Origin of the sequence: Flavobacterium sp., from assembly GCF_046296355.1 — a bacterium.
Classification (GTDB): Bacteria; Bacteroidota; Bacteroidia; order Flavobacteriales; family Flavobacteriaceae; genus Flavobacterium.
In genome coordinates this window covers 129016-141908 of the sequence record NZ_JBKBLM010000001.1, presented here as the reverse complement: position 1 = coordinate 141908, position 12893 = coordinate 129016, and the positions used below count along the sequence as shown (strand labels likewise).

Annotated in this window: 12 protein-coding genes; 7 read left to right on the top strand and 5 right to left on the bottom strand. The window is 35.7% G+C overall.

What is annotated here, in order from left to right; genetic code table 11:
• Positions 1-2: 2 nt before the first annotated feature.
• The 7 genes from ACK4HO_RS00685 (at position 3) to ACK4HO_RS00655 (ending at position 7515) form a co-directional block, all read left to right on the top strand.
• Positions 3-983: a hypothetical protein gene (locus ACK4HO_RS00685; RefSeq protein WP_409661115.1), complete on the top strand. Its 981-nt coding sequence runs from the start codon at positions 3-5 to the stop codon at positions 981-983.
• An 86-nt stretch (positions 984-1069) separates the two neighbouring features.
• Complete coding sequence (rfbA, locus tag ACK4HO_RS00680; RefSeq protein WP_409661112.1) at positions 1070-1927, top strand: glucose-1-phosphate thymidylyltransferase RfbA; 858 nt, start codon at positions 1070-1072, stop codon at positions 1925-1927.
• Entirely contained in the window at positions 1928-2479 is a 552-nt protein-coding gene (gene rfbC / locus ACK4HO_RS00675; protein ID WP_409661110.1) for a dTDP-4-dehydrorhamnose 3,5-epimerase, read from the top strand.
• Positions 2473-3336, top strand: a complete 864-nt coding sequence (gene rfbD / locus ACK4HO_RS00670; protein WP_409661107.1) for a dTDP-4-dehydrorhamnose reductase — start codon at positions 2473-2475, stop codon at positions 3334-3336. Before rfbC ends, rfbD begins: the two co-directional genes overlap by 7 nt.
• Entirely contained in the window at positions 3333-4289 is a 957-nt protein-coding gene (locus tag ACK4HO_RS00665) for a glycosyltransferase family 2 protein (protein WP_409661104.1), read from the top strand. The genes rfbD and ACK4HO_RS00665 overlap by 4 nt, the downstream gene beginning before the upstream one ends.
• A 79-nt stretch (positions 4290-4368) precedes the next feature.
• Positions 4369-6876 (top strand): DUF6311 domain-containing protein, encoded by a 2508-nt coding sequence (locus ACK4HO_RS00660; protein WP_409661102.1) that lies wholly within the window; start codon positions 4369-4371, stop codon positions 6874-6876.
• A 93-nt stretch (positions 6877-6969) separates the two neighbouring features.
• A complete protein-coding gene (locus ACK4HO_RS00655; protein ID WP_409661099.1) occupies positions 6970-7515 on the top strand; it encodes a hypothetical protein in 546 nt (181 codons plus the stop codon).
• 21 nt (positions 7516-7536) lie between these two features.
• Here the strand turns inward: ACK4HO_RS00655 and ACK4HO_RS00650 are convergent, their stop codons facing one another.
• From ACK4HO_RS00650 to gmd, 5 genes are all read right to left on the bottom strand, one after another.
• Complete coding sequence (locus tag ACK4HO_RS00650; protein WP_409661096.1) at positions 7537-8307, bottom strand: glycosyltransferase family 2 protein; 771 nt, start codon at positions 8305-8307, stop codon at positions 7537-7539.
• On the bottom strand, positions 8297-9532 hold the full coding sequence (locus ACK4HO_RS00645; RefSeq protein ID WP_409661093.1) for an MATE family efflux transporter: 1236 nt from the start codon (positions 9530-9532) through the stop codon (positions 8297-8299). The genes ACK4HO_RS00650 and ACK4HO_RS00645 overlap by 11 nt, the downstream gene beginning before the upstream one ends.
• Before the next feature lie 73 nt (positions 9533-9605).
• Positions 9606-10766: a DegT/DnrJ/EryC1/StrS family aminotransferase gene (locus ACK4HO_RS00640; RefSeq protein ID WP_409661090.1), complete on the bottom strand. Its 1161-nt coding sequence runs from the start codon at positions 10764-10766 to the stop codon at positions 9606-9608.
• The gene (locus ACK4HO_RS00635) at positions 10759-11685 is read right to left on the bottom strand and encodes a GDP-L-fucose synthase family protein (protein ID WP_409661087.1); all 927 of its coding nucleotides are present in this window, start codon (positions 11683-11685) and stop codon (positions 10759-10761) included. Before ACK4HO_RS00635 ends, ACK4HO_RS00640 begins: the two co-directional genes overlap by 8 nt.
• 24 nt (positions 11686-11709) lie before the next feature.
• Positions 11710-12795: a GDP-mannose 4,6-dehydratase gene (gene gmd / locus ACK4HO_RS00630; protein WP_409661084.1), complete on the bottom strand. Its 1086-nt coding sequence runs from the start codon at positions 12793-12795 to the stop codon at positions 11710-11712.
• Between the last annotated feature and the right edge of the window lie 98 nt (positions 12796-12893).

The following is a 12893-nucleotide window of genomic DNA, read 5'->3' as shown; positions in this document are numbered from 1 at the left end:
TTATGAGCGCAACACCTCAAAATAATGACAACCAAGAAATAGATTTATCGTTGGTTTCTAAAAAAATAGGGAGCATTTTTGAAAACATTTTTACGCAAATTTTCAAAGGCTTTTTATTCTTCAAAAGAAATATTCTTTGGGTCGGAATACTATTCGTACTAGGCGCCGGATTAGGGTTTTATTTAGACAAAACTTCTAAATCTTATGACAATCAGGTAATAGTAATGCCCAATTTTGGTTCAACCGATTATTTGTATGCCAAAATAGACCTGATTAACTCTAAAATTGAAGAAGGCGATACTGTTTTTTTGAAGAACGTGTTGCAATTAAAAGAACCGAGAACAATTAAAAAAATTGAAATAAAACCCATAACGGACGTTTATAAATTTATTGACAACAAAACACAGAATTTTGAGTTGATAAAATTAATGGCTGAAGATGGCGATATCAAGAAGATAGTAGAAGAAAGTATTACCAGTAAAAATTACCCTTTTCACTCTATTTCCTTTGTAACCGACAAGAAAATCAGCAATGAAAACATGGTGTCACCATTGCTCAAGTACCTTAATGACTCTGAATATTTTGCCAAAATTCAAAAGGAATATTTGAACAACATCAAAGTGAAAATGGTTGAAAATGACTCCATTATTTCCCAAATCAATGGATTCTTAAACACTTTTAACAACACATTGAACGGTACACAAAAAAGTGATAAACTGGTTTATTACAACGAAAACTCCCAATTGGATGAGGTTATCAAAACCAAAGACAATTTGATAACAGAACAGGGAAATCATCGTTTAGAACTAATTAGCTTGGATAAAATAGTAAAAGAAAACAGTACGGCATTAAACATTAAAAACAATAAAGCCACCAACGGGAAAATGAAATTAATTTTACCGGTTTTATTCATCGGTCTTTTTGTTTTGGTTGGACTTTTAAAATCCTTTTACCAATACCAAATGGCTAAACTGAACAGTTAATTTATGAAATAGCAATAGCTAAAGGGTAAAAACATATACGATTAAGGACTATTACATTTGACAAATTAATACAATAATAAAGACAAATGAAAGGAATTATATTAGCGGGCGGTTCAGGAACAAGATTACATCCCTTAACGTTGGCCGTGAGCAAGCAACTAATGCCCATTTATGACAAACCGATGATTTATTATCCGTTGTCAACTTTAATGTGGGCAGGAATACGAGAAATATTAATTATTTCAACACCTCATGACTTGCCGCTTTTCAGACAGTTATTGGGCGATGGCAACAGTTTGGGCTGTCGGTTTGAATATGCCGTTCAGGAAAAACCCAATGGTTTGGCCGAGGCCTTTATCATCGGGAAAGAATTTATAGGCAATGATAAAGTAGCTTTGGTTTTGGGCGATAATATATTTTACGGCACCGGACTTTCCGAATTGCTTTTGGCCAATAACAATCCCGATGGCGGTGTCATTTATGCTTATCATGTTCACGATCCGGAACGTTATGGCGTGGTAGATTTTGATGCCAATGGTAACGTTTTGTCCATTGAAGAAAAACCCGAAAAACCCAAGTCTAATTATGCCGTGCCGGGCATTTATTTTTATGACAATGATGTGGTTAAAATTGCAGCCAATATCAAACCAAGTCACCGCGGAGAATTAGAAATTACCGATGTCAATAAAGAATATTTAAACAGAGGAAAACTCAAAGTAAGCATACTCGACAGAGGAACGGCTTGGTTAGATACCGGAACGTTCAATTCTTTGATGCAAGCCAGCCAGTTTGTTCAGGTTATAGAAGAAAGACAAGGTTTAAAAATCGGTGCCATTGAAGAAGCGGCTTACAGAATGGGTTTTATCGACGATGAGCAGTTAAAAAAATTAGCCCAGCCGTTATTAAAAAGCGGATATGGCAATCATTTATTAAGTTTGATATAAATGAATTTTATTCCAACAAAACTCGAAGGATGTTTTATCATTGAGCCCAAAATAATTCTCGATGAAAGGGGTTATTTTATGGAAAGTTTCAACGAAAAAACCTTTCAAAAAGGCATCGGTCAAGAAATTCATTTTGTTCAAGACAACCAATCGTATTCTTCCAAAGGCGTTTTGCGCGGTTTGCATTACCAAACCGGAGCGTATGCTCAAGCTAAACTAGTAAGGGTTTTGCAAGGCGAAGTGTTGGATGTAGCAGTAGATTTGAGACCGAATTCTCTAACGTATGGTCAATATGAATCGGTGATTTTAACCGGTGAAAACCAGAGACAGTTTTTTGTGCCGAGAGGTTTTGCCCACGGATTTTTGGTGACAAGCAACACGGCCGTTTTTTTCTATAAATGTGATAATTTTTATAACAAAGAAAGTGAAGCCGGAGTTATCTATAATGACAAAACCATTAATATTGACTGGAATTTCCCTTCCGAAAAGTTAATCATTTCCGAGAAAGACAGAATACAACCTAATTTGGAAAATGCCAAAACAGCATGGTAGTTTTAGTGACAGGAAGCGCCGGACAATTGGGTCAAAGTTTGCAATTTATTGCACCCAAACATCCTGAGATTGACTTTGTATTCTGCCCATCAAGTGAGTTAGACATCACCAATTTGGAGCAATGCAGAGCGGCATTTTCAAAACACAAACCCCATTATTGTATTAATACAGCGGCTTATACCGCAGTTGACAAGACAGAAAACGAACCTCAAAAAGCACATTCAATCAATGTCATTGGTGCTAAAAATTTAGCTGAGGCTTGCAAAGAGTTCAATACTATTTTGCTTCATATTTCCACTGATTTTGTTTTTGACGGAAACAAAAAAACGCCTTATACTGAAGAAGATTTACCTAATCCGACTGGCGTTTACGGTCAAACTAAATTGGAGGGAGAAATCGCTATTCAACAAACTTGGGAAAAGCATTTCATCGTTAGAACTTCATGGGTTTATTCTCGGTTTGGGCATAATTTTATGAAAACCATGTTGCGCTTGGCTTCGGAAAGAGATAGTCTTTCTGTGGTTAATGACCAAATCGGAACGCCAACGAATGCAGTTGATTTAGCATCGGTTTTGATAAAAATCATTTTAACCGACAACCAACAACCAACAACCAACAACTTCGGCATTTACAACTACAGCAACGAAGGACAATGTTCTTGGTACGAATTTGCCCAAAAAATATTTGAAATCAATAATATTCGAATAAATTTACAACCTATTCCTACTTCAAGTTTTCCAACACCGGCAAAACGACCAAAGTTTAGTGTTTTGGATAAACAAAAAATCAAAGAAGTTTTCGGGATTAACATTCAGGATTGGATAACAAGTTTAAAAGAACACCAAGCTTTATCATGACAAGATTTGATATCTCAATTATAGTTCCGCTTTATAACGAGGAAAAAGTATTTGAACAGTTAGTCCAAAGAATTACCGATGTCATTAATGCCGCCCAATTCTCCTGTGAAGTTATTTTAATAAATGACGGAAGCACTGATGATACAGAGAGATTAATTGAAAAAACTTGTAAAGCGGATTCTCGTTTTACCGGGATTATATTGTCAAGAAATCATGGCCATCAGCTAGCCGTAAGCGCCGGTTTGATGAACGTCAGAGGGAAAAAAGGCGCGATGATTATTGATGGAGATTTGCAAGATCCGCCGGAATTAGTGAACGAATTTTACACTCTTTTAACGGACGGCTATGACGTGATTTACGCCATTAGAAAAAACAGAAAAGAAGGGTTTTTGAAAAAATTGGCTTATTCCACCTATTATAGATTGCAAAAAAAGATATCGAGTTTTAATATCCCTATTGACAGCGGTGATTTTTCAATGCTAAGCCGACGAGTGGTTGACACTATGAATCAAATGCCGGAGCAAAGCCGTTATTTAAGAGGCATGCGCGCTTGGGTTGGATTTAAACAAATTGGTTACGAATATAACCGTGATGAAAGACAAGCCGGCGAAACCAAATACAGCTGGACAAAATTGTTTGAATTGGCGTTCAACGGGATTTTTAACTTTAGTGATTTCCCGGTGAAAATCATCACCAGACTTGGATTTATAACAGTCGTTTTTTCCTTGATTTATTTTGCCTACAACCTGTACCGAAAGTTTTATTACAATGACGTGCCACAAGGGTTCACAGCAACCATTTTGGCTATCATTTTATTTAGCGGTGTGCAGATGATATCTTTAGGATTGATAGGAGAATACGTGTTGAGAATTTACAATCAAGTTAGAAACAGACCGTTATTTGTCATTGATAAATTGATTCAGGACCAAGAAGAAAAACCTTTGGGCAAGTAAAAAAAACAGACTATGAAATTCATTGAAATATTAAAAGAGAATAAAGCCTATTTTACACTAATCCCCAATTAATCAATTAATGAAAATCAAAGCCTTTTTTGAAGATAAACACACAATAATTTACCTGCTTTCTTTTGTAATCGTACTGATATTTTTTCAAATCTCTTATGGCTTGGATGTCGTGTTACCAACCAACATCGCTTGGTTGCTTGACGCTCATCACGATTGGGGAACTCATTATTTGGGCTGGGCTTTTTACCGAAATGAACCTTGGACATTTCCCCTTGGTCATATGGAGAATCTCTGTTATCCGGTTGGAACCAATGTTGGTTATTTTGACTCAATACCATTATTGGCCTTGTTTTTTAAAATTTTCTCAGGCATACTTTCAGATGATTTTCAGTTTTTAGGCGCTTGGTTGTTGTTTTGTCAATTGATGTTGGCAGTATTTGTTGTCAAAATTGCCAAACTATACAATTTAAAAGGAATTTACATATTGGCAGGCGTAATCTTAATCGCTTGTAATCCGGTGCTTATTTACAGAGGAATGCATCCATCGTTGTGTTGCCATTTTTTTATTTTAGGCTCACTTTATTATTATCTGAAACCGCTTGACAAAACAAATGTAATCGGGGTAAATAACAAGCAAGTATACTTGCTACTACTGAGTTCCTTGATAAGTCCATATGTTTGTTTTATGATTATCGGATTTAACTTTATTTTGCCTTTCAAAAGCTATTTTTACGATAAACTTATATCCCTTAAAAGAGCTCTTGTTTATCCAATTGTAAGCTTGTTTTTAGTACTTATTCTCTGGTCAGTTTTTGGGATGGTTGATTTTTCAGATTCTGTGAATTTGGAAGTACAAAACAGTTATGGTTTATATGGATTTAACTTGAATTCCTTTTTCAACTCCAGTGGATTTTCCTCCATTTTTCCTGCCTTACCGCAAGTAACGCCTTTTCAATATGAAGGCTTTATGTACTTGGGATTGGGAATGATGATTTTGATAGGAATGTCTTTAATCGTGTTATTTACTAAGAAGAAAAGTTGGGCAGTTCTTGAACTTAAGACAACTAATTTACCCTTGTTGATTTTAGTTATTATACTGTCATTATTTGCCGTTTCCAATAAAGTAACCTATGGAAGCAATACCCTTTTTGAATATCCACTTCCTTCATTGATAATGAAAGCGGGTGGAGTTTTTAGGGCTAGCGGAAGATTCGTTTGGGTAGCATATTATTTGATAATGCTCTTAACATTGATGCTTTTCGTAAAATCAAAATACAATGAAAAACTGAAAATCACTGTTATAGCCATTATCGTTTTCATTCAACTATATGATATAAAAACAATTTATTTGTATCGTGATTTGAAATCAGGAACATATACTTCGCCATTGTCTAATGAGAAATGGTCAAATCTATTACAGCATTTCGATAGGGTTATTACTTATCCACCATTCAATAATAATTTGCTCAGACCGTGGGATTATCAAGACTTATGTTTTTTAGCTTTGAAATCAAACAAGGCTATTTCTGCGGGTTATGCTGCCCGAGAAAATTTAGAGAAAAACCATGGTTTTATTGATTCATTGAACACCAATTTAAATCAAGGTATTATTTTCGAGAACGAGTTAATGGTAACTGCACCAAAATATTTAGATGCATTTAGTGTTGCTTTACACAATAAGACAGCTAACATAACTTATTTGGACGGTTATTATCTTTTGTATTCAAAAAAGAATAAAGGTGTTTCACCAATTGTTTTGGATAAAAAAGACCAGTCCAAAATCGATTCTGTTTACAACCAATATAATAAATCAAATGTTTTAGAGCCAATTGACAAACCCGGTTTTAAAGATGACTTCCAATTCAATATTGAAGAGTTAAACGCCACCCAAACCGTTATTAATATTAGCGGCTGGGTTTTCCGAAAAGGGATAAATAACAACCAAAAAGATTCGATTTTTGTTGCGGTTTCAAACAATTCTAAGACCTATTTAATGAAGGCAAAGCCAATAAAAAGACCGGATATTAACGAAATATTCAATAAAGGAAATCTCGATAATGCGGGCTTTAGCGCTACAGTATTTGCCGGGAACTTTAAAAAAGGGAAATATGATTTAGGATTGGCAATAAAAAGTGGAGACGGGAAATGGTTTTTCTCAACGACAGGTAACATTGTTGATATTGGCAGAGAAGACTTTGTTAAGCCAGTACCATTAAAAAAGCTACCTAAATCTGAAGGAACCATTGGAAATGTTGATTTTTTTGAAGTCAAAAAAGATTATGTTTCAATTAGCGGTTGGGCGGCATTCCAAAATCAAGATTCAAAAGATAACGGAATTAGTATTGTATTTATTGGTTCCAAAGGCAATTTCTGTATACCGACGCAAAAAAGCCAGCGCAAGGATGTAACCGCTTTTTTCAAGAGCAAATACAATTACGACAACTCAGGATTTTCCTCAAAAATGAAATTAAAAGACCTTCCAAAAGGGGAATATAAAGTGGCTTTGCTGATAAAAAACAAAGCAGCTAATGTAGAAGCACTATATACTTCTAAACAAATTCTGGAAGTAAAGTAGCTTTTGTAAATTGGCTTTAGCGAACCATTTATCGAAAGTAATTTTTATATAAACTCAATAAAATTATATATTTGCATCAAAATATTTTAAAAAATGAAATCAACTATTTTATCATTAGCCACAATTTTAGTGCTGTTTACATCTTGTAAAGATGACAAAAAGAGTGAAACCGAAGTTGTAGCACCTACAGATTTACCGTTTACAATTACAGTTAATGCTATTGTTGAAAAAGACGATACTTTTCAGATTTTTTTTAATGAAGACGGCAAAGAATCCTATGCTCCTGAAGATGCAATTACTGTAAATGTTACAGGAAAACCTCAAGCACAAGACATTGTATTTGTTTTACCAGAGGAAATAACACCAATGTCTTTAAGATTTGATGTTGGAGCAAATAAAGAATTGGGACAAGTGAAAGTAAACGGATTTACCTTAAATTATTTAGACGCTACTTTTAACGGAACGAGTGCACAATTCTTCAAATCATTTTACCCAAATGATAATGCAGAGTTTGATGTAGTGAACAACACTATTAAATTAAAAAGCGCTGAAGGAAAACCATACGATCCTATTTTAGGAGCAACAGTCGATTTGAAAACAGAAATGACAAAATTGTACAATAAAGCACAAGGGAAATAAAAAAATAGGAGCAATTTGCTCCTATTTTTTTTTCGTCAATTTATTGTAGTGACATTTTAAAAAGATGGTAGTGAAATCGAAATACGCTACCAATGCCGAAGAACTTTTGTGTTTTAACTTTACATCCAATGCCTCTTTTAGCGCTTTGTAAATTTGGTTGCTCACGCCTTCATTGAGCATCTTGGCGGTTATTTCTTCAAAGTAGGCCGGTTTGATATGGGTTTTACAGCGGATATAAAATTCTAAATCGCCCACAATTTTATAATGGTCGTTGAATAGACCAACATTCTCAAAAAGCTGTTTGTGATGAAAAGAACCTACTTGCGCGATTTCCATGTTGCGGACCACTTTTTCCCACACAAAAGCCTTTCCGATGACATTTAAAACTTCTTTTTTGGTATTGATTAATTCCACTTGGGAAGAAATATAATTGCAATCATGAGCTTGTTTTAAGTGGAAAAAGTAACGCTCTAATGCGTTGGGCAAATACTCATCATCCGAACCTAAAAAACTGATCCAAGTGCCTTGGCTGAGTTTAATTCCCTTGTTCCAGGCATCGTAAATGCCACGATCTTTCTCAGAGACATATTTAAACGTGATGTTTTTTTCCTGAAAATGAGGCGCGAAGCTTTTCACTATTTCCATAGTGTTGTCTGTCGATTTTCCGTCTACAATGATGAATTCAAAATCAGTTAAACTTTGGTTTAATACTGACGAGATGGTGTCTGCAATCGTTTTTCCGCTGTTATAGGAAGCCGTAATTACCGTGAAAAACGGAGTATTATTTTCCATTTAAAATGGTTTTAGATTGTAAAAATAAAAATACTGAACTAATCAGTAAAAATAAACAAGTGCTTAGCAATACCGAAGCAATCCCAAAGTTATTTTCAAATAGAAATACCGACAACGGAATCTTAATCAGCGCCGCGATTCCCATTAATATGATCTGACTGTTAAGTTTGCCCAATCCATTAAAGAAGTTGGCGTAAAAGGTAAATAACACCCTAAAAACAGTCATAAACACTACCGAAGCGATAACCAAAACCGGGACATAATCTATTTTGCGAATCCATAAAAACAAGATTTGGTTGCTCAACAGTCCCAAAACAATAATGCCTAACGTTATCAGAAGAAAAACAAGGTGGAATTTCGCAAATAATTTTTTGATGCCTTCAAAATCATGTTCGTGAAACTTTTTTGAAAAAAGCGGCCAAAATGGTGCCAGAGCAGATAAAATTATGAGCAACGGAAATTGAAATAATTTGGTGATGACGTCGTATTTTGCCGTTTCTTCCGGTAACAGGTAATGCGATATCAAATAAGGATCTGAGAAAAAAACAATTACCATAAAGCATTGGATCAGCATGAATTTCAGCCCCATTTTTAACAGCTCTTTGTTTTTGGCGATAAAATCATTTTTTTCAAACAAAACGACCTTGTAGCTGGTCTTCTTAAAGAAAAGATAAGTATAATAGGCGTTGATGGCAATGGTGGTAAAGCCATTTAAAAAAGTAATCAGGTATAATTTACGAATGCCGTCTTCTTGGTCAAAAAGAGATATAGATAAGATTAGAAAAAGGAAAAACGAAAACTGGCTCACCGTAGAAGATTGCTCAGCGATATGGTTTTTATTGATACCAATGAATAAAGATTTGTTCATTGACAGCACTAAATTAAGACAAAAGAAAGCGCCGTTGATAAGAATTAAATAGTTGACCGGTTTTTCTTCAAAAGGCAAATTAAAAAACTGCGAAAGATTAACTGAGAAGACCACAAATAACAACGCCAAAAACATCAGTAAGGCCAAAATACCTGTTGAAATATAGGACGCGGTTATGTATTCATTAGTGTTTTTGGTTTCATTTTTCACAACAAACTCCGGTATTTTGGTCTTCAATACGTTGGAAATGCCAAAGTCGAAAAACAGACTCCATTGAAACATGGATAAAATCAACACCCATACGCCATAAGTTTTATCTCCGAAAAAAGCAATTAAAAAGGAAACCGATAAAAACATGATTACACCGGTTAAGCCTTTAAAAAAAGCGCTTAGCAGAAACTGGCTCTTGAGTAGGGTTGAAATTTTCAAATTATGATAAAATGTTGTACAAATGCTTAATCTCTGCAACTAAAGGAACCTGATGATTCCCCACAAAAAAACCGTTTTTGTCCAAGTATTGGGCGTTTTTCATTTCACCGAATATCTCGTAATCAAAAAAGCGCAGGACTTCATTTTTTGTAAAATCCCCGGTTACTATCGGACGACAATCAATGCCGTTAGCTTCCAGTTTTGCTACAATATCACTGCGTTTCAAAGTAGATTCGGGCTTAATGATAAAACTAAAACCAAACCAACTGCTCGAATCTATGTCCTGTTGAATGTAAAAGTCTTTGTGATTGGCAAAAAGCGACGTAAACAAGACGGCATTTTCCCTTCTTTTCTCTATGAAATCAGGCAGTTTTTTTAATTGTTCAATCCCGACGGCACCGCTCATTTCTACCGGCCTGAAATTGTAACCCGGCAATACAAAACGGAACGATTCTTCAAACGAGTTGTCGCTTTTATTGGAAACTTTGTTCTCTTTGGGCAAATGTCTGGTCCAGCCATGCGCTCTGATACAAACCAAAACATGGAAAAGTTCTTCGTCATCGGTTACCACAAGTCCGCCTTCCATGGTGGCCATATGGTGAGAATAGAAGGTAGAAAAGGTGCCCATAATCCCGAAAGTTCCGGTTTGTTTCCCTTTATATTCAGCGCCCATCGATTCGCAATTGTCTTCCAGTAAAAGAATATCGCGTCCGGCAATGATTTTATTAATGGCGTCAAAATCATTGGGGTTTCCCAACAAATTTACGGCAAAAATCATTTTGGTATTATCGGTTACGGCTTTTTCAAGTTGTTCCAAATCAAAATTTAAAGTATGCAAATCCACATCGACAAACTTTAATTTCAAACCGTATTGGTATAACGGATAATAAGTAGTTGACCACGAAACCGCCGGGACAATAACTTCGTCACCTCTTTTAAGTTTGGGGTTCTTAGTATAGAATAAAGCTGCAACCGCCAACAAATTAGCCGAAGAACCGGAGTTGACCATTACCGCGTATTTTGCACCGCAAAACGCAGCAAAATTTTCTTCAAATTGTTTTACACTTTCACCCATAGTGTAAATGTCTTTGGCGATTACGGATTGGATTGCATTGATTTCTTTTTCATCCCAAGTGGAAGATGCTAATGGATATTTAATCATGTAAAACGTGTTTTTTAAAATAGTCAAAAGTTTTTTCGATACCTGATTTTAAAGAGGTAGAATGTTTCCAACCAAAGGCTGTCAGTTTTGTATCGTCTATCAATTTTTGTTTCATTCCGGTTGGTTTGGTCAGGTCGTGAACAAAAGTTCCTTCATAGCCTATAACCGAGGCAATGGTCTGATAGTATTCGTTTATGGTGTAGTCAAAACCGAGTCCGGCATTGATGTTTTGAGGCATGGTATCAAAATATTCAATAGCATAAAAAACAAAATCGGCTAAATCCTCGGCATACATGAATTCTCTTCTGGATAAACCGTCGCCCCAAATGTCAATTTCACTTTTATTTGAAATTTTGGCCTCATACACTTTTCTTATCACGGCCGGAACCATGTGTGAATGCTCGGGTGAAAACTTATCAAATTTCCCGTATAAATTACATGGGATTATGGTTTTGTATAAAAAACTTGGATCTTCTTTGTTGATGTATTCACAAAGTCGGGTTGCCATGATTTTGGCTATGGCATAACCTTCATTGGTTGGTTCCAATTCACCTTGCAAAATAAGCTCTTCCTTTAAAGGATTTTCAGCATTTCTCGGATACATGCAGGAACTGGCCAAGTTGATAAAGCGCTTCACGTTGTTTTCACGGGAAGCCATTATGATGTTTCTCCCCATGTCAATATTATCCGTTAAAAACTTTACCGGATTTGCAATATTAGCATGAATACCACCAACAATACCGGCGGCATGAATGACAAAGTCGGGTTGGTGAAGCTTGATGTATTTAGTAACCGCTTGGTAGTCTTTTAAATCAAGTTCCTTACTCGTTGGGTGCAGAAAAGTATAATTTTTTGCTTTTGAGAAATGCAAAATGTTTTTGCCGACCAATCCATTTCCTCCGGTTAAAAAAATCTTCATAGGATTTAGGTAAAAGTTTTGGATTTATTCAAAAAGCTTCAATGAATCGCGGTCTTTAAACCGTACGACATATTCCAAATCGTGTTTCATCATGATTTTGACAAGCGCTTCCAGTGACGTTTGGTTCGGATTCCAACCCAGGATTGTTTTGGCTTTGGTTGGATCGCCCAATAGACTTTCTACTTCAGCCGGTCTGTAATAATTGGGATCAACTTCAATTAAAATACGTCCGGTTTTTTTGCAAACACCTAATTCATCTTCATTTTTGCCTTTCCATTCTAATTCGATGCCGGCTTCTCGGAAAGCCAATTCACAAAAGGTTCTTACCGAATGTTGTATTCCGGTTGCAATAACAAAATCTTCCGGAGTTTGCTGTTGGAGCATTAGCCACATACACTCTACATAGTCTTTGGCGTAACCCCAATCTCTTAAAGCATCGAGGTTTCCCAAATATAATTTTTCCTGAATTCCGTGGGCAATTCTTGAGGCCGAAAGCGTGATTTTTCGGGTCACAAAGGTTTCGCCGCGGCGTTCGGATTCGTGGTTAAATAAAATCCCGTTAACGGCAAAAATCCCATAAGATTCTCGGTAATTTTTCGAAATCCAAAAGGCATATAATTTGGCCACACCATAAGGAGAACGAGGATAAAACGGAGTAGTTTCTTTTTGAGGCACTTCCTGTACTTTACCAAAAAGTTCAGAGGTTGACGCCTGATAAATTTTAGTTTTCTCGACCAAGTTACAGATTCGAACGGCTTCAAGCAATCGAAGTGTTCCTACGCCATCAGTTTCAGCGGTATACTCGGGCATGTCAAAAGAAACTTTAACATGCGATTGCGCGGCTAAATTATAGATTTCATCCGGTTGAATTTGTTGTACAAGCCTGATAAGATTGGTAGAGTCGGTCATGTCACCGTAGTGCAATTGAATTCGCTTTTTTTGGTGTAAATCTCGAATCAAAGACTCGATATATAAATGTTCAATTCTTTCGGTGTTAAAAGTGGAACTTCGTCTGATTATTCCATGAACTTCATAACCTTTTTTAAGTAAAAATTCTGCAAGATAGGAGCCGTCTTGACCATTAATACCCGTTATTAACGCTTTCTTCATTTCAATTTTGAATATAATCACAAATATAGGGTTTATTATAGAAATACATTTATCCGACTTTATGAATTCAAATAAAAATTATCTGTTATATTTGAACC

Coding starts and splice junctions, on each gene's coding strand:
- rfbD (WP_409661107.1), top strand. CDS start 2,473: ATGGTAGTTTTAGTGACAGGAAGCGCCGGACAATTGGGTCAAAGTTTG.
- ACK4HO_RS00635 (WP_409661087.1), bottom strand. CDS start 11,685: ATGAAGATTTTTTTAACCGGAGGAAATGGATTGGTCGGCAAAAACATT.
- ACK4HO_RS00655 (WP_409661099.1), top strand. CDS start 6,970: ATGAAATCAACTATTTTATCATTAGCCACAATTTTAGTGCTGTTTACA.
- gmd (WP_409661084.1), bottom strand. CDS start 12,795: ATGAAGAAAGCGTTAATAACGGGTATTAATGGTCAAGACGGCTCCTAT.
- rfbC (WP_409661110.1), top strand. CDS start 1,928: ATGAATTTTATTCCAACAAAACTCGAAGGATGTTTTATCATTGAGCCC.
- ACK4HO_RS00650 (WP_409661096.1), bottom strand. CDS start 8,307: ATGGAAAATAATACTCCGTTTTTCACGGTAATTACGGCTTCCTATAAC.
- ACK4HO_RS00660 (WP_409661102.1), top strand. CDS start 4,369: ATGAAAATCAAAGCCTTTTTTGAAGATAAACACACAATAATTTACCTG.
- ACK4HO_RS00640 (WP_409661090.1), bottom strand. CDS start 10,766: ATGATTAAATATCCATTAGCATCTTCCACTTGGGATGAAAAAGAAATC.
- rfbA (WP_409661112.1), top strand. CDS start 1,070: ATGAAAGGAATTATATTAGCGGGCGGTTCAGGAACAAGATTACATCCC.
- ACK4HO_RS00645 (WP_409661093.1), bottom strand. CDS start 9,532: ATGTTTTTATCGGTTTCCTTTTTAATTGCTTTTTTCGGAGATAAAACT.
- ACK4HO_RS00685 (WP_409661115.1), top strand. CDS start 3: ATGAGCGCAACACCTCAAAATAATGACAACCAAGAAATAGATTTATCG.
- ACK4HO_RS00665 (WP_409661104.1), top strand. CDS start 3,333: ATGACAAGATTTGATATCTCAATTATAGTTCCGCTTTATAACGAGGAA.